Source organism: Microcoleus sp. Pol7_B2, from assembly GCF_036701035.1.
GTDB lineage: Bacteria > Cyanobacteriota > Cyanobacteriia > Cyanobacteriales > Microcoleaceae > Microcoleus.
In genome coordinates, this window is the sequence record NZ_JAUBQB010000052.1 from 26,126 (window position 1) to 51,406 (window position 25,281).

Genomic DNA, 25,281 nt, shown 5'->3' on the forward strand with positions numbered 1-25,281 from the left:
CAATCGTTCACTTTTTAGGTTCTTTCAACTTCCAACCTGGTTTGACAACTTGCCGGGAACGGGCCATGACTAAACAATCATTGGGCACATCTTCTGTCACCACAGAACCCGCCGCTACAGTAACATCTTCCCCCAAAGTTATCGGTGCAACCAGCACGCTGTTAGAACCTGTTTTACTCCGATCGCCTATTTTAGTTTTGTGCTTGTTTTTTCCGTCATAATTCGCCGTAATTGTCCCAGCACCGATGTTGACTTTTTCTCCCAAAGTCGCGTCGCCTAAATAAGACAAGTGAGCGACATTAGTTCGATCGTCTATTTGAGTATTTTTCAATTCTACAAAATTGCCGACGCGGCAGTTCGCCCCAATTTCTGCGTGTCCACGCAAGTGGGCGTAAGGGCCAATTCGCGAATTTTCAGCAACCATACTGTCAGAAACCACCGAATAAAGCACAGTCACATTTTCCCCAATCTGACTGTTTTCGATCAAACTGCCGGGGCCGATGCGACTCCCAGAGGCGATCGAAGTCTTTCCCCGCAAGTGAGTTTGCGGTTCAATTACCACATCCGGCTGCAACTCTACTGTATCGTCAATGGTGATGCTGTTGGGATCGAGCAGCGTCACTCCCGCCGTCATCCACTTGTCCTTTATCCGCGTTTGCAAAATATCGCAAGCTGTGGCTAAATGTTTGCGATCGTTAATTCCCAATATTTCTTGATAATCTTCTACATCCACCGCCATCACCGGACTGAGGAAATTTACCGTATCAGTTAGGTAATATTCTTTTTGGTCATTATCTGCCTTCAATTCTGGCAAAATTTTCTCTAAATCCGGCCAATGAAAGCAGTAAACACCTGCATTAATGCGGTGATTTTGCTTTTGAGCTTGTGTGCAGTCGCGGTCTTCGACAATTTGCTGGACTAAGTTTTGACTGTCGGTAAATACTCGACCGTAGCCTTGGGGATTCGGCAAATTAGCTGTCAATAAAGTAGCAGAGTTTTGGTGCTGTTTGTGAATTGCTATCAATTGTTTGATAGTTTCTGCCCTCAGCAAAGGTACATCCCCATTTAAGACCAGCAAGTCTCCTTGAAATCCCTCTAAGTGAGGCAGCAATTGTTGGATGGCGTGACCTGTTCCCAATTGTTCGGTTTGTTCGACAAATTCTAGGGGAGGAGATTGAAGATTTTTCCCTGATATTTCTTGACCTCGAATCAGGGATTCTTTAACGAGTTCGCCCCGATAACCGACGATGACAAGTCGCCTGGTAATTTGAATTTCTTGACAACTTTGCAGGACTCGCTCAACTAGCGATCGACCGCCCAATTCGTGTAGAACTTTGGGCAGGTCAGATTTCATGCGCGTGCCGCGTCCAGCCGCTAAAATTGCTATTGCTACCATTGTGCGATCGAGTTATTTGCTATAAAAACTTGAATATTGACAAACTGATGATATCACTCGCTGTCCGTCGATGGCACTGCGATCGCACAAATTTTTAATCTAAAAATTCTCATATGGCATCCCCAGGATCGAGGATTTTTCTAGCCGGATGCTGGTTGTAGGGGCGATGCTTGCAATATCTGGACTGGCGCGCCCGGTATCAAAAAGCTGGTTGCAGCAGCAGTATTTGGCGGCTGAGCAAGACGGCTTGCATTCCTCACTACAAACCTGAGTTCGTTTGGGAGTCAGGACTGCGAGTCTTTTCCCAAGGACTCGGAGGGGGAGCGAGACTGATAATTTGCGTCTTTGAGCTTGGATTTGCCACGATACATTATACTATTTGTTGAATTTCAGTTAGGGTGTTTTCAACTTTAAAAAAACTATTTCAGACTTTTTCATTCCTTCTACCTTCTACCTTCTGCATTATCAGGTGTCCAGCTATGACAGAGCTTAATTTTCAGGAACTTGCCAAGCAGGGAAATCTCGCCACTGCGATCGCATCTTGGCTAAACAGCCAGTTGCAATCTGAAGGCATCACAGCCTCCGCGAATCTCGACGGCGACTGTTTGGATGTAATTCTTGAGGCCAAGGAGGTACCCATAGAAAATACATTAGTTGATTTTGTCCGCACCGAGCTGACGAATTTGCAGCCGGATTCGATTCGCAAAGTGAAGGTTGAGGGCCGAGAAAGCGGTCAGATTGCTGCTGCTTGGAGTCAAGAGTTTAGTTTGGAGAACAGCAATTTTGAACAACAGAGCTTTGCAGGAGAATCTGTGCCAAATACTGCTTTTGCTAATATGGACGATCGCACAGAAAGCCAGAGCAATATTGAGAAAGAGAAACCGCCGGAACTTGCGGCATTTGAGAATCGGCTGCGATCGACTTTCATTGTAGTCGGGTTAGTAACGGGTATGTTGGCGATCGCGGTGGTGGCGTTTGTGGGTAAAATTTTGAACCAGCCGACAGCAACTGCAGGCAATAATCCCGATGAAACAGTAAATTTATCAACTGCACCCGATACTGCACCAGATACTTTTCGAGAAGCCGTTAACAGCGCACTCACAGCAGCAGAGTTGGGGCGAGCGGCAAAAACCAAGGAAGATTGGACGACAGTTACCGATCGCTGGCAAGAAGCGGTCTCATTAATGAGAAGAGTACCAGTTTCTAGCCCCAACCATCAACTAGCTCAAGCAAAAGTAATCGAGTATCAGAAATATCTGCTTTACGCTCAAGAAGCAGCAGTAACTCCCCCTCTGCCAACTCCAACTCCCGCACCAGCCGAAAAATCACCTGCGGAAAAAGCAACTCCTAAAAAATCCAATTCGCCAAAAGAAACTTCGGAGAAAGCAACTCCTAAAAAAGCCAATTCTGAAAATAGAGCTTCAGAGAAAGCAACTTCTAAGAAAGCTCCTTCCGACACAAAAGCAGAACCAGAGAAAAAATCTCCTTCTAGATAATGTTAAAATAGAGATTTGAAGAATTATGACTGACAACACTTTAATCGTTTCTCCTGAATGGTTAGCCACTAATACCGACAATCCCCAACTTGTAATTATTGACTGTCGTTTTTCCCTTGCCGATCCTGAATTGGGACAAAAACAATATCAAGAAAGTCACATTCCCGGAGCTTTCTATTTAGATTTAAACCGCGACCTCGCCAGTTCAGTTAGTAAACACGGGGGTAGACATCCGCTGCCAAATATTGAAGAATTAGCTGATAAATTGAGCGCGATCGGCATTAATTCACCAGAAACTTTAGTCGTCGCCTATGACGATTCGCGGCTGGCTTTTGCCGCTCGTTTGTGGTGGCTGCTGCGATATATGGGACACAGCAAAGTCGCTTTGTTAGACGGCGGTTTCAGCGGCTGGAAAGCTGCGGGCTATCCGGTAACAAATACTTTGCCAGACCCCCGCGAGGGTAAATTTATTGCTCAAGTGCAGCAGGATTTGGCGGTAGATATCGAGGCTGTGAAAGAGCGTAAAGACTTGCCGGGAAAGGTTTTGGTTGATTCGCGAGAAAGCGAGAGATATGAAGGTTTGCGGGAGCCGATCGACCCCATTGCAGGTCACATTCCGGGTGCGGTTAACTATCCTTGGCAAGGGGTGACAGATGAAACTGGAAAAGTGCGATCTGCATCCGAACAAAAACAGCGGTGGACGGAATTAGAAAAAGCCGAAGAAATTATTGTTTATTGCGGTTCCGGGGTGACGGCTTGCGTTAATTTACTGTCTTTAGAAATCGCCGGAATTCCCGATGCTAAACTTTATGTGGGTAGCTGGAGTGACTGGTGTTCTTATCAGTTGTAGATCCCAGCAGCGAGATGATTGTTGACTGTTGAGTGTGAGTTGTAGGGTAGCGGGTATTGATGTCAACTTAACGTTAAACCCTCAGTCCGGCAGCGGTTGAAGCAAGAGCCTCAAAGCGAAATTCCTCGCTTTGAGGACTAATAAGTTCTTCAGTCCTCTTTGAGAGGACTTTAGCTATGAGACAGGGAATTCATTCCCTGGCGGACCGTTGCGTCAATGGGAGCACTGGCGAACTAAAAACTTAAGTTGACACTAATAGGTAGCTGGGAATCACTTGGGCGCACATCAATGTAGTTGTAGGGTGCGCTGCACCTTACGGCGAATTAAATAATACCCTAAAAATCAAAATAAATATAAGGCAAACCCCCTTCGGGAGCCAACACCCAAACCGCATACAAACAAAGCGGCACTAACACCAATTTCAGCGGCCAATTTAACTCCAATTTCAAACCCCGACTCAACGCATAATTCCCCAGCATCGCCGCAGCCAAAGCCGCCAACATCCAAGTTAAATGCACTCTTTCCAAACCCAAAGCTTCGCCATAAACTTTCTCAGCAAACTGCACGTCAGCAGTGTGTCCCCACAAATGCGAAATCGCCCATCCAGAATCCTTTAAATCTGGAAGACGGAAAAATATCCAACTACCAAAAACCATCGCCTGAGTCAACAGCCAACCGATCGCAATACCGATCGGATTTTCCCACAAAAACTCGATCCGCAACCGCTTAAACAGCACATCAGTCAGCCTGTGAACCGCCAAAGCTAAACCGTGTAAACCCCCCCACACAATAAATCCCCAAGCTGCCCCGTGCCAAATTCCCGCAATTAACATGACAATCGACAAATTCAGACAAGTGCGCCACAAACCGACTCGCGAACCGCCCAAAGGAAAATACAAATAATTGCGTAGCCAATCGCCTAAAGTCATGTGCCAGCGCCGCCAAAAATCAGCTATGCTGGCACTAAAATAAGGAAAATCAAAATTTGGTGGCAAATACCAACCCAGCAGCAAAGCAGTACCGCGCGCCATGTCAACATAGCCACTAAAATCGAGATAAAGTTGCAGCCCGTAAGCAAAAATAGCCAGCCACAAATCCTCGCTACCCGCCCGCTGCAAGTTGGTAAAGCTTAAATCGACATAAATTCCCAAGTTATCTGCGAAAAGACCTTTTTTTACTGCACCAAAGGCGATCGTCCAAAGTCCCTCAGAAATGCGATCGGGCGTCGGAAATTGCTGGGTTTTCAGTTGATAGATCAAGTTGTGATACCGAGTAATCGGGCCGGAAATCAGCTTGGGAAAAAACAACTTGTAAGCCGCAAAGTGCAGCAGCGAAGTAGCAGCAGGCGCGCCTCGGTACACGTCAATCAAATAAGCAATGCACTCAAAGCAAAAGAAACTCAATCCCAAAGGTGCGATGACGTGACTTTTCACCCAGTCAGCCCCGTCGATAGCTAAAGGCCAATTTAACAAAGTGCCGATCGAACTCAATAAAAAAGGCACATACTTAAAGCCCAGAAGCAGCAACACATTCAGGCAGATGCCTATCCACAGCAGCAACAAACGGCGGCGGTTCCAAGATTCATTAGCAATCCGCCAATCCAGAGGTTCCCCAATCGCCATTGCCAAGCAGTAATTAAACAAAGCACCAACTAACAGCAGAGGAATGTACCAAATTTGCAGCGAAGCGTAAAAAATTAAACTACCCGCCAACATGATGAACAGCCGCCACCACCGCAGCGGAACCAACCAGTAAGCCGCGAACAAAACTAACAGAAACAGCGCATATTGAAGGGAGATGAAAGTCATACCATTTTAGATTTTAGATTTTAGATTTTAGATTTTAGAATTGGGAAGGGCTTATTTTGTATGGTTGGGATTACGAGCCTACTGTTGCATTATTTTTACTAATCGAAACTTTGCTAAGAACGAGATTTATCATGGATTTTAGCCGATCGCCGACACGAAAACAGGCCCTCGGTAAGTCCCTACTATATAGTCGGCAACTGAGAACTGCTACATTTTACAGCACAAAGGTTAAATTCTGTTGCAAATTAAATAAATCTTGCCTGCTATAAATTACCTCTCTTATGAACAATATAAATTTTGGTGAAAAAATATAATTACGTTCGCAGCATCCGACTTCAGTTCTCAAAAGCTACAATTCCTGATATCGTTTCCCTTCGCATCGGAATAATATTTTGCACCGTGCAGGTCTAGCATCCCGCACAGCAAAAAAGTGATGTAATCCAAAATGTTTTGAATTCATCACGATAGCAGGTATTTGACAAGTAGTTCGATCGCATTTCAACCCTTCTCAAACCTCAAATTCGGTCAGATTCAGTATCATAATGTCGATAAAAATTTCTGGCGGTTGCTCAAAGAGCCGCCGATCGCAAATTTGCAGCACCGTGGGTGTTTATATCGCAGTACAATGAATTTCTGCCAGCAAGTTTTTCAGCAAATACCGAAAAACTATCTTCATCATCCCCAATCAAAACTTTTGCTGCTGAATCTGCCGCTGGCAAGCGCCCGGAACCCCGCAAGCTACGAGAATTTGCGTTTGCCAGCGATATTTCATCTCCCTTAGCAGCCGACATTTCCAAAGGGTTTTCTTCCTCTCCAGGATACAGAATTGGCAGTGTGACAAAAAAAGTCGAACCAACTCCGGGTGAACTTGTGATTTCAATGCTTCCCCCTAGAAATTCCGCCAGTTTTTTGCATAGAGACAATCCCAATCCGGTGCCTCTGACGCCATTCTGCAAGGGATTTTCTATTTGGACAAATTCTTCAAAAATCCGCCTTTGGTCGCGTGGAGAAATGCCAATGCCCGTATCTGCCACTGAAAAAGTAACTGTTCCCTCCTCTCCTATTTCCGCAGCAACTCGAACTTCACCTGCTTCAGTAAATTTGAGGGCATTAGAAATCAGATTTCGCAAAATCTGAGAAACTTTTCCCTCATCGGTTGTGAGGATTGGAAGTTCGAGAGGTTCTTCAAAAATTAGAGAAACGGCAGAGTTTTGGGGAAGCAGGGGGCGCATCATTCCTCGCAGGGCGCTGAACAAATCTTCGACTTCAAAATCAGCCAAGCGAACAGTTAGTTTTCCGGCTTCGACTTTGGCTAAATCTAACGAGTCGTTGACAAGTTCTGCGAGAGACTCAGCGGATTTGTAAATGTAATTTACTTGCTTGTCCTGTTCGTCTGAAAGTTCTCCGTCGAGGCGATTTAACAATATTTCGGAAAGGCTCATAATTGCCGTTAGCGGAGTGCGAAACTCGTGGCTCATATTGGAGAGAAAGCTGGTTTTGAGTTCGCTGGCGCGCCGGAGAGATTCGGCTTTGTCGTTCAATTCAGCGTAAAGTGCCAGGACTCCGCGATTGGTATCTTCTAGTTGTTGATTTAATTGTACGAGCTCTTCTTGACGCTGGCGGAGTTCGTCTAAAGTGCGTAGTAATTCTTGATTTTGCTGCTGAATTTCGGCATAGGGATCTTCGGGAATTTGGCGCGCTAGTTTGTCAACTAATTGATTTAGTTCGATCGCACTCAGCGCAGGCATATTTTTGGAAAACTGCTTAACTAATTGTACAGCCGTTCCGCGATCGGGCGCCGAGTCGATTTTCACTTCGTCCATCAACCGTTTCGCTGCTGCTAAACCAAGTCCCGCGCCGGTTTGCGATCGAAAATTGGGGCTTAACACAGCCGGTAAATCAGCAATTCCCGGCCCCGTGTCTGAAATCCGAGTCCGAAAAATTTGGGGCGATTCCCCTTCCACAATAAATTCTACTTTGCCACCGCCTGCATATTTGAAAGCATTGCGGGCAATTTCGGAAACTGCTGTGGCGATGCGGGTTTGTACTTGGGAATCGAATCCCAGCCCTTTAGCAATTTGGCGAGCTCTTTGGCGTACTTGTACGATGTCTTGTTCAAAGCGGACTTCCGTCGTCAGGATTGGGTAACTCACGCTGCTTCTCTCATCTTAGCTACTATAACTGTCATGTCATCGCGAGTGCGTTTGAAGTCCCGGTAGAGCACGGCTGCGATTAAAGCAGGATGTCTGGAGGCTAAACCCGGGTAGCGGTTTAAATTCCACTGCGCCGCCAAACCGTCGGAGTGCATGATGAGTAGGGACTGCTGCGACCAAGGATAGACAAATTCTGCTACTTTTCGCATCATATGTCCAACTGTGCCGTTGTAGGAAACCATGCTGCGGTTTTGGTTATCTGTGACAACTACACCGCTGATGTTGCCAATTCCGGCAAAACAAATTGTTTGTTGGGTAGGATCTATTTGGGCGATCGCCGCAGCCGCTCCTCTGGTATTTTTTAAAGCAGCGTGCGCCTTCTCTAAAATTGCTTTCGGCCCGAGTTTGGCGTTTTCTTGAAATACCCGCACTGCTTCGCGAGACGCTTCCTCCGCCAAATCCCCGTAGCCGAGCCCGTCAGCAACTAAAATCAGGTTTTTGTCAAGGTGATTTTCCGCAGCCCAGGAATCCCCGCAAATTTGCTCTCCTACTTTGGGCAAGTGGATGACCCCAAATTCCAAGTAATTGCTGTTTTGGAAGGCTTCCCGGCTATTTTGGGTCGGTTCCAGCCGCGCTAATAAGGCTGTCCCGAGTTTTGGTACAGAATGAATATCAAAAAAAGTAGAGAGGCGTTTAATTGCCCCCAATCCAGTTCCAGGGCTTCCCGCTGTAGAAAAACCGTCCCGCAGACACAGCGCGACATTTGCCATGCCCTGCCCCCGGTCTAGCGCTACTATTTCAATGCTATATCCTGCCGCTGTTTTGAATGTTCGCAGCAAAATTTCTCCTTCGCGGGCGTGCTTGACCACGTTTTTTGCTGCTTCGGTGGTAACAATTGCCACTTTACCGCGATCGGTATCATTAAATTCGACTTCGGCCGCCAGGGCGACTGCGATTCGCCGCGCTTCTCCGACTTGAGTTTCTTCTGTTACGGGCAAGGCTACGGCATCTATCATTTTTTATCAGTTCTCATAATGAAATCCTCAATACGCCAACCCTCTCCGGGTATGGTGTGGGATTCCAAGAATCACTTCTTGGCTTTGCTTGTTACTCTTTATACCAATTTAAAAAATAATACAACTATACGCAAGCTCCAAACCCCGATCGTCTTCATTCATTCCCAATGCTTTAATCTAAAATCTCAACTCTCAAATCGTATTACTTCTTCAGCGCCAGCGGACGATCGCAATTTTAGTCCCCTTACCCACTTTGGAAACAATCTCAAATTCGTGCATCAACCGCTTGGAACCACTCAGCCCCAAACCCAAACCGTGATTAGAAGTATAACCGTCGGTCAGTGCTAATTCGATGTCTGGAATTCCCGGGCCCTTGTCTTCAAATATCAGCCTCAGCCCTTTGCGGGTTCCTAATTGCAGCGTTTCGAGAGTTACAGTTCCCCCTTTGCCGTAGTCTACAGTATTGCGGGCGAGTTCGCTGGCTGCGGTAACGATTTTCGTTTGGTCTAATAAACCGAATCCCATTGCTACAGCCCAAGCTCGCACTTGCTGCCGGACGTGGACTATATCGGATGACGATCGGATTTCTAGTGTCTCACGTTTTGACATGGCGGCTACTGTACCAAAATAGAACTTCTCCACAAAATATAGGACTTACGCTCGTCAACTTAGTTTCTCCTAATAGGACTTACGCACTTACTACGATTTTCTCTCAATAGAGAACATAGTGAAGCCATCTCAAACCCTTGATTTAACCCCCTTGAGTGCGTAAGCCCTGTCCTCAGAAATCTTTAGTTTGTCAACAAGGTATCTACAAACAAACTAGGTTGCTTGACTGCCTGTGCCTCATTCAGGGGACAATTAATCGACTGCTTACGCTTCTTGCTCGTCAGGAGAGAAACCCAAGGATTTTCTTAACAAAATCATGCCTTTTTCAACGCTTAAAGCTGTGCGAACGCCTGTCAGGGAAAGCCCCAATTCAACGAGGGTAATAGCAACCGCTGGCTGCATCCCGACCACAACTGTTTCCGCATCTAAAATTCGCGACATACTAGCGATATTGTTGATAATGCGACCGATAAAGGAATCTACTATTTCTAGGGAAGAAATTTCAATTAACACACCTTTAACGCCTGTTTTGACTATGCGGTTCGTCAGGTCATCTTGCAGGGTCATTGCTAAGCGATCGTGCATATCTACTTGAATTGTTACTAGCAGAAATTCTCCCATTTGAAGTATCGGTATTCGTTCCACCAATTCACCTACTCGTTAATTTTTACTTGAGTTTTTTTCGGTCAAATATGTAATATCTTTATCTTTCCTCTTTAAGATTTTTTATGGTTAAACCTTGGCGCTGTAACGCAACTTTAAAAGCATCCGCTAAAGTAGCTTTTGTGAGAATATCCTGCAAGTCAACTCCCAAATGAACTATGGTTTGAGCTATTTGCGGGCGAATGCCGCTGATGATGCACTCAGTACCCATTAAACGGGCGGCGGCGACAGTTTTTAATAAATGTTGAGCAACTAAAGTGTCAACAGTCGGCACACCTGTAATGTCTAAAATTGCAAATTCTGAGCCTGTTTCCATGATTTCCTGCAACAGAGTTTCCATGACTATTTGAGTGCGGGCACTGTCGAGAGTCCCGATCATGGGTAAAGCGAGAATGCCTTGCCAAAGTTTGACTACGGGTGTTGACAATTCGAGCATTTCTTGCTGCTGGCGTTCAATGACTTCTTCGCGAGCTTTGAGAAAAATTTCTGTCACCCAAAGGCCAAGCTGGTCTAATAAACTGGTGGAAAGCCAAAGTTGTTCGACAAGTGCGTCGCGGTTTTCTGTCAGTTCGTGACAAAGCCGATCGAACAATGGTTTTTTGAAGCATAAAATGAAACTCGCTATCTCTGAGGGAGTAAAGCCTCTCTGAACGCGCGATCGCGAAACTTCTGCTAGCAGCACCCGCATATTTTCCCATTCGGGTGTCTGGATGTCGCTAAAGTTACCGTTCCCGACTGCAATATGGAGCAATTGCAGGAACTCTTGACACTCGGAGCGCAATTCTTTGGCTCTCATCAAGTCGTCCCGCCGCAGCCCGGTATTTTGCAGTTCTTTGAGCCAGTCTGCTAGTAACTCTGCTTTGTGTCTTTGTAGGATTTCCGCGATCGTGTTATTGCTTGTGAGTTCCATTAAAATTATCTCCTGCTTAGCAATTGGGATGAAGTTGTACGAGCGATTCCCTACGGGATAGCTTCGCCGCGCGTACCAAGCGTGTTTTTTGATGGGGCAACTTCTGAGTTTAACTCACTGTTTGCTGTTTGCGATCAAGGGTTAAGTACCTAATTGTAAAATGCGTTTGACGATCGCACTGGTAGAACTCGGAACTTCTATTTCGATCAAGGAAATCTTGCCACCTCCGGCGATAACGGCCGGTGCTTCCGGCAGAGTTTCGACTTGATAGTCGCCTCCTTTAACGTATATATCAGGCTTCAGGATATTTATCAGTTTAGTTGCTGTAATCTCGGAAAAAATTACTACGGCGTCTACTGGTTTGAGAGCGCCTAACACTTCGGCTCGCTGATTTTCCGGTACGATCGGGCGGGGTGGCAATCCCGGCTGCTGCGGTTTGATAGCTTGCACGCTGGCGTCGCTATTCAATCCCACCACGAGCGATCGCCCCAATTTTTTTGCCGCCTGCAAATAGCGGACGTGACCGCAGTGCAGGATATCGAAGCAGCCGTTAGTAAACACGATCGGACGCCACTTGTCCGGATCGGATGCGATCGATCTTTCAAGTTCTCTCAAAGTGTAAACATCAGAAATCATTGCAGTCATTACCACCCAATTTAAACAGCGATCAAAATTATCCTACCAAAAAATGTGATATTTGCACTTTCGCTATTAAAAAATCAATCATTCAATATCCTACTCATTAATATTTATTTATGACTAAATATTAATGACTAAATGGTAACTTTTAACCCAGAATGGATAAGGAAAAACTACCGAGGGCGAAGCAGATATGCAAAACATAATTCCTCCGTCACAAACAGGTACTCGTCTATCGGTGACTGCCGTATCCTGCTGTTGGTAACTGGAGGTTAAAAAGGTTGGTAAACAATTATTTATTCCCGCCCTCTCTTATATCAATTACTATAAGACAAGGGATTTAGTTCCACCGCCTCGGGCAGGCGATCGGGTAGTGAGAACCCTAGGGGGTGAAACCCAGCGAAACGCGCTCCTCCTGTGTCTATTATTTCTGACACCGCCGCGCGAGCGAAAGCTAGTTAAAAGCTGGAACCTAAGCGTGCAGAGCTCATCTTTACGCTGGATTCGCCAGACTATAGAAGAAGCCAGCAGTTGCTTGCAGCAGTTTCTGGGCGCTATCTTGACCAAGCCTTACAGCCATCCCAGAAGCGCGCAGCCTCCTGTGTCCAACTCTATATAGCTGTGCAGAAACTCGACCTTTTGGGTCGCAACCGCAGCTTGTGAAAACCCAGAGGAAAGTCGAGGTCGGTACCCGAAGCAGCTATTTTGGTGGAAAATAGCTTAACTCCTTGAACAAAATCCACTCAACTACCCCATTGAATCTAACGGTGTAGAATTATCTAACACGAATTATGAAAGCAAGTAATAGCCGTCAATTTTCTTCAGTAGCTGCTCGAACTCTAAAAGTAGTTGGGATTATCTTGATTCTCTCTGCTTTGCTTGACTGCTTTGTTCTGTCGCTGCCGGGAGAAACTTCAGACCTTCTCAATCGAGGCTGGCAGTTGACTGCTGCAACTCAGATAGTTGACAAGGGCATTATTCCTTTGATCGGTATCGCCCTCCTGATGACTGGTTTTTGGGTTGACAGCAGCAGTGGAGTCTCTATTGAGCGACGCAACGTTTGGCTGGACTTGCGATTCTGGGCGCTGTTGATTTCCAGCTTGTTAGGTCTAGTTTACCTATCTCTGGTTCCCGTTCACCTCAACAATACTCGTTTGGAACTCAAGGATGCTCTGGCTCAAGTCGATCAAGAAGCGGGACAAGCGGAAGGTCAACTTGAGGCACAACTTAAAAGCCCTCAATTTAAAGCTCAGGTAGAACAGCTCAAAAGCCAGCGTCGCAGCCAGATAGGGGCGCTGCTGGAAGACGACGGGAAGCTGCAACAAGCACTCAAGAGTCCAGAGGTTCCCAAGGAATTGAAAGCTGTGCTTCAGGAGTCGAAAAATGACCCGAAAGCCCTCGACAAGTTCCTGGAACAGCAAGCTCAATCACTTCCCACTCAAGCTCGTAATGAGATTCGCACCCGCAAGCAACAAAAAGAGAAAGAGTTAAGAACTCGATCGAGAAATTCGAGTTTGCAGACGGGAATCACCAGTTTGCTTTTAGCGATCGGCTACATTACTGTTGGTTGGACGGGATTGAGAAGCATGGGAATTCTGCGGTTCGGCCGCCGCAAAAATTGACCAGCGCTGGCAGGGATAGCGCTGGTCGAGACATCCCTGAGAAATAGTTTGTTTACCCAATAGTTTGCCCTTACTGAAAGCTGGGAATGTTCTCAATTTATATTCTGACTTACAACGAAGAGATTGATATCGCCGCTTGCATTGAATCGGCGCTGCTTTGTGACGATATCATTGTAGTTGATTCTTTCAGCACCGATCGCACCCTTGAGATTGTTCAGAACTATGCCGTGCAAACAGTGCAGCACCGCTTTGAAACTCACGGACGCCAGCGGACTTGGATGCTCCAAGAAGTCCCGTGCAAGTACGAATGGGTTTACATCCTCGAAGCTGACGAGCGGATGACGCCTGCACTGTTTGCTGAATGCTTAAAGGCGATCGAAAGTCAAGAATATATCGGCTATTACGTAGCTGAAAAAGTAATATTTATGGAGCGCTGGATTCGCCGCAGCACTCAATATCCCCGCTATCAAATGCGTCTCTTTCGCAAAGACCGAGTGTGGTTTACTGACTACGGTCACACGGAACGGGAAGTCTGCAACGGGCCTACTCACTTTTTGAAGGAAACTTACCCTCACTATACTTGCAGCAAAGGTCTTTCCCGCTGGATTGAAAAGCACAACCGCTACTCGACTGACGAGGCGGCTGAAACTCTCCGTCAATTAGAAGCGGGTCAAGTAAATTGGTGGGATTTATTGTTTGGCGCGTCGGAGGTGGAAAGGCGCCGCGCTTTGAAAGATTTTTCTTTGCGCTTGCCTTTGCGGCCTGTGGTGCGCTTTTTCTATATGTATATTTTACTGGGCGGATTTCTTGACGGCCAAGCGGGATTGGCTTGGTGCACGCTGCAAGCTTTTTATGAATATCTAATTTTGCTGAAAGTTTGGGAAATGAAGCATCTACCACTGCCAACTTTAGAGGTAGCAGCCGAACAATCTATTTCGGAAGTAGTAACAGTTGAACCGTCTAAAGTTTCTTATAATCTTGGGGCTTCCGATACTCGGAATTAAAAATTGGGCATTATAAATTGGTCATCAAAAATTGGCATTGGTAATTAATACCACTTAAAAAAGAACATGATTTACGCACTTCCCTGGATGACAACCCCCTCAGAACATAGATATAATCAAGAACATAGCCCTGATACACATCAGAAAAAATGGTAGTTTATTACGCCTAATTATCATTGATTCGGCTTGGCACAATTGGAGGATGATTCTTGTGGGGAATATGGGTTAAGCGTGCCGCCTGCTGTGAAAATACACGCCTTCGCGAGCATGGGCAAACCTACAAAAAAAATCAAAATCGTCCCCCTATTATGCAACGCTCCGCCATCAGTATGCCTTTTGATGGGTTTGTCACCGCGTCGAGATATTCATCACAACAACAAAACAAAAAAAACCCGATTTCTGGGAGAAACCGGGTTTCGGAATAGCCTCAAATTTTTAGGTTTAATCAAGTTTTGATTCTTCTTAACTCAAAACTCTCACGACTCACAATTTAAAACTCTTGAGATTTTGCTGTTGTTTTTGCCCGATCGAGCTTTAAAATTAACACACCCAAAGGTGGCAAACACAAGTCGATCGAATAAGCACTGTTGTGGAACCACCACTCCTCAGTCCATTTGCCCCCCAAATTCCCCATATTGCTGCCGCCGTATTCCCGCGCGTCGCTGTTAAACAACTCCGTATAGAAACCTGGTTCCGGCACTCCTACGCGATAGTGAGAGTGCGGCTGGGGCGTAAAATTGCACACCGTCACCACAAAGTCGTCCCCATCCTTCTCTCGGCGCACAAATGCCACGACACTGTGTCGATTGTCGCTGCAATCAATCCACTCAAACCCATCCTCAGCAAAATCTTGACTGTAAAGTGCCCTTTCGCTGCGGTACAAATTGTTCAAATCTTTAAAAAACAGCTTCAACTTTTGGTGCGGCTCGAATTGCAGCAACTGCCACTGCAAATCTCCCCAAACGTTCCACTCGTGCCACTGGCCGAACTCCATGCCCATAAAGATCGTTTTCTTTCCGGGATGAGTAAACATAAAAGTAAACAAACACCGCACGTTTGCAAACTTTTGCCATTCGTCCCCTGGCATTTTCCCGATGATGTGAGCCTTGCCGTGCACTACTTCATCGTGGGACAAAGCCAGCATGAAATTCTCGCTGTGGTTGTACCACATACTGAAAGTTATGTTGTTTTGGTGGAACTGGCGGAACCACGGGTCCATGTGGTAATAGTCGAGCATATCGTGCATCCAACCCATGTTCCACTTCAGGTTGAAGCCTAAACCCCCCACATACGTCGGCCAAGATACCATCGGCCAAGAGGTAGATTCTTCGGCGATCGACAGCACCCCTGGGAAATAGCTAAAAATGACGTGATTCGCCTGTCGCAGAAAATCGGCCGCCTCGATATTTTCCCGACCCCCGTACTGGTTGGTCAGCCATTCTCCAGGTTCGCGGCAGTAATCCAAATAAAGCATCGAGGCTACGGCATCTACGCGAATCCCGTCGATGTGGTACTTGTCAAACCAGAACAGAGCGTTTGATACTAGGAAATTCCGCACTTCGTTGCGGCCGTAGTTAAAGACTAGGGTTCCCCACTCTTTGTGTTCGCCCTTGCGGGAGTCGGCGTGTTCGTACAAGTGAGTTCCATCAAAGAAAGCCAAGCCGTGGCCGTCTTTGGGGAAATGTCCCGGTACCCAGTCCACGAGTACGCCAATCCCGTTGGCGTGGCACTGGTCAACAAAATACATAAAATCTTCAGGTTTGCCGTAGCGGGAAGTTGGGGCGAAATACCCGGTGACTTGATAGCCCCAAGAACCGTCGAAAGGATGTTCCGCGATGGGCAGCATTTCGATGTGAGTGAATCCCAAATCTTTGACGTAGGGTATCAGCCGATCGGCTAATTCCCGGTAAGTCAGAAAGCGCGCCCCGGGATTGAGTTCCGAAACCTGCACGGGGGGTTCTATTTCCCCATTTGGTAGGACGGCGGGTTCGTCAGTAGCGGCGTGCAGCCAAGAACCGATGTGGCATTCGTAAACCGAAACCGGCTGCGTCAGTTGGTCCGTGTGCCGCCGCTTTTCCATCCAAGCGCTGTCGTTCCAAGTGTAGGTGTCTAAGTCCGTGACAATTGATGCTGTTTTCGGCCGCACTTCTTGCTGGAAACCATAAGGATCGGACTTTTCGTAGGGATGTCCGTCTTGGTTTTTCACTTCGTATTTGTAGGAAGTTCCCACGGATAGTCCCGGAATAAATAATTCCCAGATGCCGTTTTGCGATTTCCGCATTTGATGTTTGCGGCCGTCCCAATAGTTGAAATCTCCTAAAACTGATACATTTCGGGCATTCGGGGCCCAAACGGCAAAATATACTCCTGTGATCCCCCCTACCTCGGTGAGGTGCGCCCCGAGTTTTTCATAAATGCGGTGGTGATTGCCTTCTGAGAATAGGTGCTGGTCGAATTCTGTGAGTTTGGGCGATCGAAAGGCGTACGGATCGTAGATGAAGCGCTCGTGTTCCCCTTCTTTGACCCGCAATTGATAGTTTGCTAGTTCTGGGGTGTCGATCGTACATTCAAAAAAGTGAGGGTGATGCTCTGATTTCATCGGGTATTCGGCCCTGGCCTCCGGCAAAACTACGGATACCGCATCCGCATTCGGCAGATAAGCTCGGACGACCCATACTTTTTTGCCATTTTCTTCGATCGCGTGAGGGCCTAGCACTTCAAATGGATCGTGGTGCTGATTCCAAACAATGCGGTCAATCTGTTCAAAGGGGACGGTCGCGGGCATAAAACTACTTACCTCAATCTTTTAACTAAATGGCTTTCAAAACCTAGAGCGGCGCTGCACTTTACATTTCGATACATTTTTGATCGCTGATCCTACCACTGATTAGCATAATTTTGCCTCCAGCAGATCCAGCCGTTCCCTTGCACACACAGCAGGCGGTTGCCTTGCCGGTGGCCTAGCTGGGGTTTTACTGCTAACATCTAAGTATAGAAATATTAAAACAAATTGAAAAATTTATATTTTTTCCAAAATATCCTTGACTTTTTATTAAAATGTGATATACCACTTTTTTAAACTATTGTCGATTTGCCGCTGCCGCAGGGTCCAGTAGAGTAAGTGTTGGGGAGGAGTTAATAGTTTACCTGGAATTTTCAGGTAGGGACGATCGCCCGATCGGTAGAATTTCACCTCCCGGAGGCTGGGTTTCCCCACAAAGTCGGTGAATTTGGGCAATACGCTCAAACAGCGAAGGATTCTCAACTCGGTATTGAGGAATCCAAGCTAAAGGACTCAGCATGGCGACAGCAGCAAGCAATATCTGCCCTGTTCAAGGCATCGCCTACCAAACTAGCACCATCCTACCAGCGACGGTGCAATAGGTTTAAAGCAGCACTCAGGCGCCACTGGAGCGAGTTCTGCCGAGGCAGGGTTAATACCGAACTGGCGCCGCGCCAATTGAATCACTTAACTGACTCAAAACAGACGGGTCGATTTGCTTGCCCGCACCGGCGCGAAACTCGTAGTCAACAAATCGAGTAGCAATGCCGATGCTTTCATCGAGCCAGTCTTCGAGCATCCAAGCCTCAGCTTGCTTTTTTCTCGTCTGTGGGAACAGCGGCGGGGAAGGAAAGCGAGACTCGATCAAGTGCAAAATTTTCGTCGAGTCTGCGAGATCCTCCGGTTAATATTCAGTTGAGGCAGCAGCACTGGCAAGGTCCTCAAACATCCTGTCACAGGCTTGAGTTTCAAAACGTGCAGGCCGGGAGTCAAATTTTATAGTTGAAAGGGAATGCTGTTGTAACGCAGCGAATCAGCGGACTTTGCTGCGGTAACGGGACGTACTGAACTTTAGTAGTACAAGCATCAGACAATCACTACCACCCAACTTGAGACCTAGACCGATGAGATGAAAAAATGCGAGGAGCGAACCATTTTTCACCCCGAGGCTAGGCTCGTTGGGCACCGACTCCGGCAGAGCCCTAATTAGGGCTTTTTAGGAGTAGGGGCAGGGCTAGTAGTTGGAGTGGCCTTTGGAGATGCAGAAGAAGCAGGGGGAGTAGTAGTAGTGCCAGTGCTGCCAGGACCGCCCGGAGAGGGGCTAGGGGAGCTGGGGCTGGTGGTATCTCCTCCGCAGGCGCCGAGGGCTACTGCCAAGCCCACTACCAAAGTCAAACGAATTAATCCCTTGTTCATAAAAACTCCTTAACATTGAAAACCCATCGCAAGGAAGGGAATAGTGTACTTGAGAAACAATGCTGGCACGAATAGCTCAACGATTCGCTCGTTGATTACAATACTGCATTTATTCATAAATTTCACATAGATTCTCGCTAACCAGCAAAGATTTCTTTTTTTTGGCAAATCCTGAAGTCAAAGAGACCAGTGGTAGGATGGGTTGGTTGGCTTGTGAGGTATCTTTGGTAAGGATAACCGATCGAACGCAGATGGCCACCACTGGCGATCTGGGAGACAAAAACTCTTAACCTCAATCAAGCTGAAGCTACCCCACTTTACGTATTGGTGAACTCTATGACCGCTGCTATCAGATCCCCCGATTCTCCCCGCTCCCGATCGACCCGCAAGCCCGCTGCTGGCGCAGCCAAAAGCAAAGTTACTTCTATTGCCCGAGCTAGGCGGGCGAAGACAGGACCGTTATTGCCCAACTACTCGCCAGCCGACGAACAGGCTCAGGCTCGATCGTCCTCATCGGTGATCAAAGTCCTGCCCAATCGCCAGCAGCAGCCAGTGTGGTTGCGATCGCTCCTGCAGGCACAGCGCGCCTCCTCAGTGGTAGCAGTTATGCTTTTGGGCGGTGCTCTGAGTCTCTACGGCTTGACTGTTTACGGCGAGCAGCGCTGGAGTCAGGAGTATCAAAAACTGGAAACTCTGCGCCTCCGGGAACAGCAATTGAGTGCTTCTAGCGAAGTCTTGAAACACCAACTGGCTAAAGAAGCCCAAAATCCCGAAACCGGTTTGGCTCCGCAGAATCCTGGGGACACGATTTTCTTGCAGCCGGCCCCTGAAACTCGATCGCCCGTTGCGGCACCAAATTCTGAACCCGCTCTCAAGAAGGGAGCCGGTGTGGAAACACCGCTGGGCTATTAAACCTGTGTCAAAGCGGAGAGCGCCCGAGGGCCTGAGTGTCCGAGGGCCTGAGAATTGGAGGCTCTAATTTCCTTTTTGACTTTTTTGCAAGTCGCGATCGATTTTCTGCTTCCAACCGGAAGTTACAGATTAAAAATAATTAAGACCACTTCAAAAAACAGAATCCAACTCTAGGTGTGATGCCAACCCTGATAGGGACTGCTCATTCCCAAGTTGTAAATTTTATCTTTTAAGATTTAAGTTATAAATTATAAATTCTAAAACGCTCTAACTTGCTATTGAATTTTTAATGCCATGAGCTACGACCCCCGTTTTGACCGCTACAGATCGCCGAATTTCAAACGCACAAAACAGGCGGGCGATTCCTTACGGGATAGCTTCGCCGCGCGTACTGGGCGGGAAAAACCAGCCAAACCTAGATCTTCGGGCAGTTTCGGCCGATCGCCACAACAGACGGCTGCATCTTGGGGGCGGCCGGTGGAGCGTTTAAAGCGCAGCAAGTTCCGTTTGTGGGCGGTGTGGGCGGTGTTGATGCTGGGGGGGCTGGGGCTGGCTGTGAATTTGTTTTATTTGCAGGTGACGCGAGCTCCGGCGCTGCGTAAACAGGCGGAGCAGCAGCAAACTCTCAAAACGAAGCCGTTTGTACCGAGACGCCCGATAATTGACCGCGCAGGAAATGTTTTGGCGATCGACAGACAGGTGTACACGCTCTACGCTCACCCGAAGTTGTTTAACCACTCGAAGGCGGAAATTGCTGCTAAATTGGCTCCGATGCTGGCGATCGATCTGAGTCCGGGAACTACGTCGGAAACTGAATTGATACGCAGGTTTAATCTTGCTGAAAGCGGTATTACAATTGCGGAGTCTCTGCCTCAAGAGGTTGCCGATCGCGTCGCTCAGATCCAAATTAAAGAGAGTCTGGTCGATGGCTTGGAGTTGCTGCGGCAGCAGCAGCGTTTTTACCCGCAGCAGGAGTTGGCGGCGGATATCCTCGGTTATGTGGACGGGGAACGGAAGGGACAAGCCGGGGTGGAATACAGCCAGCAGAATTTGTTGGAACGATCGATGCCGTCGATTCAGTTTAGCAGGTCGAGCAATGGGAATTGGGTTCCCGATCGGCTGACGGCCGGATTTGTGCAGCTTGATGACTTGAAATTGCAATTGACGATCGACACTCGCTTGCAGCGGGCTGCCCGAGTTGCTCTCAAGGAAAAAATGAAGCAACACGATGCGAAGCGGGGCACAGTGATTGTGATGGATGCCCGTAACGGAGAATTGCTGTCAGTTGTAGCGGAACCTTCTTATGACCCGAATCAATATTTTAATTTCGATTTGTCGCGCTATAAAAATTGGGCTGTAACTGATGTTTATGAGCCTGGTTCGACTTTTAAAGCGATTAATGTGGCGATCGCTCTAGAAGCGGGTGCGGTGAAACCTAATACTGTGTTTAAGGACGAAGGTCGAATTTTCATGGATGGCTGGACTATCCAAAATTCCGATTACAAATTCGTAGGGGCGCGCGGCCCTTCGACTGTTACTGAGATTTTGAAACATTCTAGCAATGTGGGGATGGTACACGTAATGAGAAGTATGAAGGCTTCTCTTTACTATCAAGCTTTAGAAAAACTCGGACTCGGACAAACTGCGGGAACTGATTTGCCTTTTGAAGTAACCAGTCAGCTTAAAAATCGAGAGCAATTTATTAACTCTCCGGTGGAAGTTGCTACTACCGCATTTGGGCAAGGTTTTTCGATTACCCCGATGCAGTTGGTGCAGCTTAACGGCGCTTTGGCTAACGGTGGCAAGTTGGTGACTCCTCACGTTGTGCGGGGACTTTTTGATAGGGACGGTGAAGCTTATTGGAAGCTTCCGAGGCCGGTTCCTAAGCAGGTTTTTTCGCCGGAAACTACTAAGCAGGTGTTAGAAATGATGGAAACTGTGGTTGATGGTGGTACGGGGAAAGCTGCACAAATTCCTGGGTATCGGATTGCTGGAAAAACGGGTACGGCTCAAAAAGCTAATGCTGGTGGGGGTTATTCTGACAAGGCGATTATTACTAGCTTTGTGGGGATAATGCCTGTGGAGGCTCCTCGGTATGTGGTTTTGGCGGTGATTGATGAGCCGAAGGATGGTTCGGGGGGTACGGTGGCGGCGCCGATTGTGGAGTCGGTGATGGAGGCGCTGATTTCTATTGAGAAGATTGCGCCGAGTAAGAAGTAGTTGATTATATCTGAGATGTTGCGTCAGGAATTGACCTCGAAGATAAGCATCGACAACAAGGCTATTGAGGGCACGGCAATGCCGTTTCCCTACCCCAAAATAATTGAGCGCGCGATCGGGGATCTAACGATCGACAACAAGGCTATTGAGGCCGCGGTAATGCCGTTTCCCTACTCCAAAATAAGTTAGTAACAATATCTTTTGTCTTGAGCTGTGGGCTGTCTTTTGGAGGTGCGTTTATGTCCTAAAAGAGTGGAGATAATGATGCAGCGTTGGCTGTTTCTTAAGTTGGGATGATATAGTGTTAGGGTTCCTTTGGCTCTTATACTCGTTAGCGTGCAGTCGTGGTCGCTTCGAGATACGGGGCAACCTCTGTGGTTGAACATGACGCGCCGGATTGGGCCGTTTGCTTTTTGCTCGTTGCTTTCATTTACTTGGAGCACTGTTGTTTCATCTGTATCTATTTGAATTTGCGGTTCTAGGTTTTCCCATTGACTGGCTGCTACTTGGCCGGGGGAGATGTCGGCTGGGTGAACGGCTATTTGTACATTTTCTCCTACTTGTTTGAAGCTGGCTTGCCATGAAATTTTGTCGCGTTTTGCGTTGCTGTGGGCAAGTTCCATTGCCCAATAAGCTCGATCGAGCGATAGCTTTAAACGGTGATTGTTGATAAACATTAGCCAAGAGGGGGCGACGATCGCACAAAATATTCCTATGATTAAAATAATTATCAATAGCTCAATCATTGTAAAACCTGCGGCAGGTGTAGTGGCTCTGCCTTTGAGCGTTTTATTTATTGACACGTAGATGCACTCCCTAATATTTAGCGGGCAAAAAAAACAGCTAGGAGGAGCTATTTTTTTTTATTGGCTATATTTTAACTTTGGGTTTGGGGAGTGTGTAGATCGGTATTTACTGAAAATTTATGCGACTTTAAAAAAACTGTGAGTAAGGAAACGGCAGTCAGGAAAGGGTAGTGCGGTTTCCTTACAGCAATCTTGTCGATCGCGCCCCATCGCGCCAGAGCGCGAAGGTATGTAGGGAGCATCTCACTTTTGCAGCCAAGCTAGAAATTGGAGTTTTGAGGCAGGAGGCAGGAGGCAGAAGGAAAGGCTCTCCTGAGTTTATGGCGTAAAATCTAGCAATCAATACAGTTAGAGTGATGAATTTTCATTTAGACTCTCGATGAGACTTTCCTGGAGTCAAGGTGGAAACTTGTCCTCAACTTGAAGGAGAAATTTACTTTCGACGCTCGTGTTGTAGAGTCAAGAATAGTTTGTCCTCACTGTGAAAATTATAGAGAAGAACTCCATCAGAATCTTGCGGAGTTCTGGGCGCTCGCGCGATCGGATATAACGATTGCCCGGTTAATTTTAGGGAAACTGCACTGCGGTTTCCTAATTTCGGGTAAAGGGTAAAATCAAGCGGATCGGATGTAACGATCGCCGGATTTGTAGGGAAACGCCAGTGCCGTGCCCTGATTTCGGGTAATATCGTTTTCCCTGACGCATCCTACATCAGTGACTATTTGGTTTTTGATGCGGGCTATCGATCATCCTGCACTAAATACTCCTGTACCTAACGGTAAATTGTTATTAGCAAGGGAGCCTTTTTCATTGGAAGACGAGCGGCAATTGATATTAGAAGATCAAAGGGATACAATTGTTAGCAAAAACAGCGGCGGCGGCGCTACTTATGCTAAAATTGCTGCGGCTAGGAAACTGAAAATTCCGGTTGTGATGGTGCAGCGACCGCAGATTCCCGATGTTGAGCAGGTTGCTGATGTTTAAGGGGCGATCGCTTGGTTAATTAAGCAGTTATTAGTTATTAGTTATTAGTTACATCCTTGGGGCGATCGGAAAGTGCCAGCTCGCCTCAACTGAGGTTGTAGCAGCCAGACTGCAAGGATTCCTCTCCCCCAAGCGTCTATAACCAACTAAGCTACTATCAGCAGTTGGGGTTAAGGTCGCGGATCTGACGGGGTGACAACGCCTCTGTATTTTTGAGAGCGATCAATTTAAACCATTCTTAGTGCAAGGATTTCCGGTTTTTTGTCACTCCGTCAGGAGAATTACTCTAATAACCCTACCTAATCAGGAGAGTCAAATATATGCAATACAAAAACGGTATGCCAATTGCCATTATTGGCGCGGGAATATCAGGCATTACGACAGCCAATATTCTCAAGAAAAATGGCTTCCAAGCAGTTGTTTTTGAGAAATCCGAAAAGATGGGCGGAGTATGGGCAGTTGCATACCCAAACGTACACCTGCAAAATATCAGGGAACAGTATCATTTATCAGATTTTCCCTGGCCATTCACACCTGATTTACATCCCACCGGAGAACAAATCCTGAATTATTTGGGGCAAGCGGTCAACCATCTACAGCTTGATGTGCGGTTAAATCACCAAGTTATCGAACTAAAAGAAACAGAAGATGGCTGGCTATTAAGATATAAAAACCAGGACGGCGTTCACGAAAAATTATTTGGATACGTCGTTATCTCAGTTGGGCAATATACAGAAGGAAAGTATAAACCTGAATTTCCAGGTATCGAAGATTTCGGCGGGAAAATCATCACTGAACGGGATGTTCACACGCTTGATATATTTGATAATCAACGAGTTGTAATCGTTGGCTTCGGAAAGAGCGCCTTGGACATGGCGACTTTCGCAGCAAAACAAGGCGCGCAAGTAAATCATGTATTTCGTACACCGCGCTGGCTTATCCCCGAATGGATTTTGGGCGTACATTTTACCTACGCATTATTCAGCCGCTTTGGGACAGTGATGATGACAAGTTGGGCGCATCCAACCGCCATTGAACGTTTCCTGCACAATCGCCTTGGCTTCATTGTTTCAGCTTTTTGGGATTTGATTGCATCCATCTTCCGCTTTCAAGTTCAGCGAAATGTTTCTGGAAAAAGCGAAGCCGCCCAGGGTCGAATCAAAGCTGTACAACCAGACCACAAACTATTGCCTGATTTGCGTTCAGCCACAGCGGTTGCGCCTGAAAATTACTATCCGTTTATTGCAGAAGGAAAAATCTCGCCCCACCGTGCAGAATTATCTGGTTTTTCGCCAGAAGCAGTAAAGTTGAAAAATGGTTGCGAGATTCCATGCGATGTAGTCGTTCTATCTTTGGGTTCGCAAACGCCGATTTTTCCATTTTTGCCTGATAAATATCGAAAAATGTTGGAAACCGAATCCGATGGCGTGCAGTTATATCGCCACTTGCTTCATCCTCGCATTCCTGGCATTGCCTTTGCCGGGTTCAATCATGGATATATGCACGTGCCAGCAGTCGAAATTGCCACACAATGGCTATGTGCTTACTTGCGTGGTGAACTTGAGTTACCTTCCTGCGAAAATATGGAAAAAAGTATTGAATATATCCGCGAGTGGAAACGCGCAAATATTCAATTTGAACCTTCGCGATCCTGTGCGATTAATACTCGCTTTCAACAATATATTGACATCATGCTTAAAGATATGGGTGTTTCTCCTTATCGAAAATTGCCTAACCTTTTCGCTGAGATATTCGGTAGATATCAACCATCTGATTATCTTGGCGTATCGGAAGAATATAATCACAAAAAGAAAAGTCGCTCTACTCCACTACACCCTCTTCCGTTGGATACATGATTGCTTCCAAAGCTTATCAGGAGTCAATTGATATCAATTCCGGTGCAACGGAAAGTATTGTTGGGGTGCATCTCAGTTTTGCACATATATCAAGTGGAAAGTTGACCATTGAGATAAGCACAGCGCAGAGAAAGAATAG

22 protein-coding genes are annotated in these 25,281 nt (G+C 46.8%); 9 read left to right on the forward strand and 13 right to left on the reverse strand.

What is annotated here, in order from left to right; all coding sequences use genetic code 11:
- Nucleotides 1-7: 7 nt before the first annotated feature.
- A complete protein-coding gene (gene glmU, locus QUA57_RS18950) occupies nt 8-1,396 on the reverse strand; it encodes a bifunctional UDP-N-acetylglucosamine diphosphorylase/glucosamine-1-phosphate N-acetyltransferase GlmU (protein ID WP_333062990.1) in 1,389 nt (462 codons plus the stop codon).
- 479 nt (nt 1,397-1,875) lie between these two features.
- Between glmU and QUA57_RS18955 the strand changes: the two genes are divergently transcribed.
- Together QUA57_RS18955 and QUA57_RS18960 are read left to right on the forward strand one after the other, a co-directional pair.
- The gene (locus QUA57_RS18955; RefSeq protein WP_333062992.1) at nt 1,876-2,892 is read left to right on the forward strand and encodes a hypothetical protein; all 1,017 of its coding nucleotides are present in this window, start codon (nt 1,876-1,878) and stop codon (nt 2,890-2,892) included.
- 25 nt (nt 2,893-2,917) lie between these two features.
- Entirely contained in the window at nt 2,918-3,742 is an 825-nt protein-coding gene (locus QUA57_RS18960) for a sulfurtransferase (RefSeq protein WP_333062993.1), read from the forward strand.
- A gap of 335 nt (nt 3,743-4,077) precedes the next feature.
- Here the strand turns inward: QUA57_RS18960 and QUA57_RS18965 are convergent, their stop codons facing one another.
- The 7 genes from QUA57_RS18965 to rfaE2 form a co-directional block, all read right to left on the reverse strand.
- Nucleotides 4,078-5,550: an MBOAT family protein gene (locus QUA57_RS18965; RefSeq protein ID WP_333062994.1), complete on the reverse strand. Its 1,473-nt coding sequence runs from the start codon at nt 5,548-5,550 to the stop codon at nt 4,078-4,080.
- Nucleotides 5,551-6,119: 569 nt separating this feature from the next.
- Nucleotides 6,120-7,703, reverse strand: a complete 1,584-nt coding sequence (locus tag QUA57_RS18970) for an ATP-binding protein (RefSeq protein ID WP_333062996.1) — start codon at nt 7,701-7,703, stop codon at nt 6,120-6,122.
- Nucleotides 7,700-8,719 carry an ATP-binding SpoIIE family protein phosphatase gene (locus tag QUA57_RS18975; protein WP_333062997.1) on the reverse strand — a complete coding sequence of 340 codons (1,020 nt, stop codon included), beginning with the start codon at nt 8,717-8,719 and terminating at the stop codon, nt 7,700-7,702. The genes QUA57_RS18970 and QUA57_RS18975 overlap by 4 nt, the downstream gene beginning before the upstream one ends.
- Before the next feature lie 210 nt (nt 8,720-8,929).
- Nucleotides 8,930-9,328, reverse strand: coding sequence for an anti-sigma regulatory factor (locus tag QUA57_RS18980; RefSeq protein WP_333040032.1), 399 nt, complete (start codon nt 9,326-9,328; stop codon nt 8,930-8,932).
- Between the two features lie 264 nt (nt 9,329-9,592).
- Nucleotides 9,593-9,973, reverse strand: a complete 381-nt coding sequence (locus tag QUA57_RS18985) for an STAS domain-containing protein (protein ID WP_333040030.1) — start codon at nt 9,971-9,973, stop codon at nt 9,593-9,595.
- A gap of 58 nt (nt 9,974-10,031) precedes the next feature.
- A complete protein-coding gene (locus QUA57_RS18990; protein ID WP_333040028.1) occupies nt 10,032-10,901 on the reverse strand; it encodes an STAS domain-containing protein in 870 nt (289 codons plus the stop codon).
- 141 nt (nt 10,902-11,042) lie between these two features.
- Complete coding sequence (rfaE2, locus tag QUA57_RS18995; protein WP_333062998.1) at nt 11,043-11,546, reverse strand: D-glycero-beta-D-manno-heptose 1-phosphate adenylyltransferase; 504 nt, start codon at nt 11,544-11,546, stop codon at nt 11,043-11,045.
- Between the two features lie 472 nt (nt 11,547-12,018).
- On the opposite strand from rfaE2, the gene QUA57_RS19000 reads away from it, so the two are divergent.
- The 3 genes from QUA57_RS19000 to QUA57_RS19010 all read left to right on the forward strand — a co-directional run bounded on the left by QUA57_RS19000 (nt 12,019) and on the right by QUA57_RS19010 (nt 14,166).
- Nucleotides 12,019-12,159, forward strand: coding sequence for a hypothetical protein (locus tag QUA57_RS19000; RefSeq protein ID WP_333040024.1), 141 nt, complete (start codon nt 12,019-12,021; stop codon nt 12,157-12,159).
- A 172-nt stretch (nt 12,160-12,331) separates the two neighbouring features.
- On the forward strand, nt 12,332-13,162 hold the full coding sequence (hpsJ-B, locus tag QUA57_RS19005) for a hormogonium polysaccharide biosynthesis protein HpsJ (RefSeq protein WP_333062999.1): 831 nt from the start codon (nt 12,332-12,334) through the stop codon (nt 13,160-13,162).
- Nucleotides 13,163-13,248: 86 nt separating this feature from the next.
- Nucleotides 13,249-14,166: a glycosyltransferase family 2 protein gene (locus tag QUA57_RS19010; protein WP_333040020.1), complete on the forward strand. Its 918-nt coding sequence runs from the start codon at nt 13,249-13,251 to the stop codon at nt 14,164-14,166.
- Nucleotides 14,167-14,656: 490 nt separating this feature from the next.
- On the opposite strand, the gene glgB is transcribed toward QUA57_RS19010, so the two are convergent.
- The 4 genes from glgB to QUA57_RS19030 form a co-directional block, all read right to left on the reverse strand.
- Entirely contained in the window at nt 14,657-16,951 is a 2,295-nt protein-coding gene (gene glgB, locus QUA57_RS19015) for a 1,4-alpha-glucan branching enzyme (RefSeq protein WP_333063001.1), read from the reverse strand.
- Between the two features lie 358 nt (nt 16,952-17,309).
- Entirely contained in the window at nt 17,310-17,468 is a 159-nt protein-coding gene (locus QUA57_RS19020; protein ID WP_333063003.1) for a hypothetical protein, read from the reverse strand.
- A gap of 132 nt (nt 17,469-17,600) precedes the next feature.
- On the reverse strand, nt 17,601-17,822 hold the full coding sequence (locus QUA57_RS19025) for a hypothetical protein (RefSeq protein ID WP_333063005.1): 222 nt from the start codon (nt 17,820-17,822) through the stop codon (nt 17,601-17,603).
- 332 nt (nt 17,823-18,154) lie between these two features.
- Nucleotides 18,155-18,364, reverse strand: coding sequence for a serine protease (locus tag QUA57_RS19030; protein WP_333040014.1), 210 nt, complete (start codon nt 18,362-18,364; stop codon nt 18,155-18,157).
- A 336-nt stretch (nt 18,365-18,700) separates the two neighbouring features.
- Here QUA57_RS19030 and QUA57_RS19035 point away from each other — a divergent pair, with 336 nt between their 5' ends.
- Together QUA57_RS19035 and QUA57_RS19040 are read left to right on the forward strand one after the other, a co-directional pair.
- Nucleotides 18,701-19,276 (forward strand): hypothetical protein, encoded by a 576-nt coding sequence (locus tag QUA57_RS19035; protein WP_333063006.1) that lies wholly within the window; start codon nt 18,701-18,703, stop codon nt 19,274-19,276.
- A gap of 294 nt (nt 19,277-19,570) precedes the next feature.
- Nucleotides 19,571-21,496, forward strand: a complete 1,926-nt coding sequence (locus QUA57_RS19040) for a penicillin-binding protein 2 (RefSeq protein WP_333063007.1) — start codon at nt 19,571-19,573, stop codon at nt 21,494-21,496.
- A 185-nt stretch (nt 21,497-21,681) separates the two neighbouring features.
- Here the strand turns inward: QUA57_RS19040 and QUA57_RS19045 are convergent, their stop codons facing one another.
- Nucleotides 21,682-22,242: a transcriptional regulator gene (locus tag QUA57_RS19045; RefSeq protein WP_333251258.1), complete on the reverse strand. Its 561-nt coding sequence runs from the start codon at nt 22,240-22,242 to the stop codon at nt 21,682-21,684.
- Nucleotides 22,243-23,016: 774 nt separating this feature from the next.
- Here QUA57_RS19045 and QUA57_RS19050 point away from each other — a divergent pair.
- Nucleotides 23,017-23,286 carry a precorrin-6A/cobalt-precorrin-6A reductase gene (locus tag QUA57_RS19050; RefSeq protein ID WP_333063011.1) on the forward strand — a complete coding sequence of 90 codons (270 nt, stop codon included), beginning with the start codon at nt 23,017-23,019 and terminating at the stop codon, nt 23,284-23,286.
- Between the two features lie 320 nt (nt 23,287-23,606).
- A complete protein-coding gene (locus tag QUA57_RS19055; protein WP_333063013.1) occupies nt 23,607-25,142 on the forward strand; it encodes an NAD(P)/FAD-dependent oxidoreductase in 1,536 nt (511 codons plus the stop codon).
- The last annotated feature ends 139 nt before the right edge of the window (nt 25,143-25,281 follow it).

Excerpts from the sequence above, each read along its gene's own strand:
- QUA57_RS18980 (WP_333040032.1), bottom strand. The coding sequence starts at position 9,328 with ATGTCAAAACGTGAGACACTAGAAATCCGATCGTCATCCGATATAGTC.
- QUA57_RS19045 (WP_333251258.1), bottom strand. The coding sequence starts at position 22,242 with ATGATTGAGCTATTGATAATTATTTTAATCATAGGAATATTTTGTGCG.
- QUA57_RS18990 (WP_333040028.1), bottom strand. The coding sequence starts at position 10,901 with ATGGAACTCACAAGCAATAACACGATCGCGGAAATCCTACAAAGACAC.
- QUA57_RS19010 (WP_333040020.1), top strand. The coding sequence starts at position 13,249 with ATGTTCTCAATTTATATTCTGACTTACAACGAAGAGATTGATATCGCC.
- QUA57_RS19040 (WP_333063007.1), top strand. The coding sequence starts at position 19,571 with ATGAGCTACGACCCCCGTTTTGACCGCTACAGATCGCCGAATTTCAAA.
- QUA57_RS18955 (WP_333062992.1), top strand. The coding sequence starts at position 1,876 with ATGACAGAGCTTAATTTTCAGGAACTTGCCAAGCAGGGAAATCTCGCC.
- QUA57_RS18965 (WP_333062994.1), bottom strand. The coding sequence starts at position 5,550 with ATGACTTTCATCTCCCTTCAATATGCGCTGTTTCTGTTAGTTTTGTTC.
- glmU (WP_333062990.1), bottom strand. The coding sequence starts at position 1,396 with ATGGTAGCAATAGCAATTTTAGCGGCTGGACGCGGCACGCGCATGAAA.
- hpsJ-B (WP_333062999.1), top strand. The coding sequence starts at position 12,332 with ATGAAAGCAAGTAATAGCCGTCAATTTTCTTCAGTAGCTGCTCGAACT.
- QUA57_RS19030 (WP_333040014.1), bottom strand. The coding sequence starts at position 18,364 with ATGAACAAGGGATTAATTCGTTTGACTTTGGTAGTGGGCTTGGCAGTA.
- rfaE2 (WP_333062998.1), bottom strand. The coding sequence starts at position 11,546 with ATGACTGCAATGATTTCTGATGTTTACACTTTGAGAGAACTTGAAAGA.
- QUA57_RS19020 (WP_333063003.1), bottom strand. The coding sequence starts at position 17,468 with ATGCTGAGTCCTTTAGCTTGGATTCCTCAATACCGAGTTGAGAATCCT.
- QUA57_RS19055 (WP_333063013.1), top strand. The coding sequence starts at position 23,607 with ATGCAATACAAAAACGGTATGCCAATTGCCATTATTGGCGCGGGAATA.
- QUA57_RS18960 (WP_333062993.1), top strand. The coding sequence starts at position 2,918 with ATGACTGACAACACTTTAATCGTTTCTCCTGAATGGTTAGCCACTAAT.
- QUA57_RS18975 (WP_333062997.1), bottom strand. The coding sequence starts at position 8,719 with ATGATAGATGCCGTAGCCTTGCCCGTAACAGAAGAAACTCAAGTCGGA.
- glgB (WP_333063001.1), bottom strand. The coding sequence starts at position 16,951 with ATGCCCGCGACCGTCCCCTTTGAACAGATTGACCGCATTGTTTGGAAT.
- QUA57_RS19035 (WP_333063006.1), top strand. The coding sequence starts at position 18,701 with ATGACCGCTGCTATCAGATCCCCCGATTCTCCCCGCTCCCGATCGACC.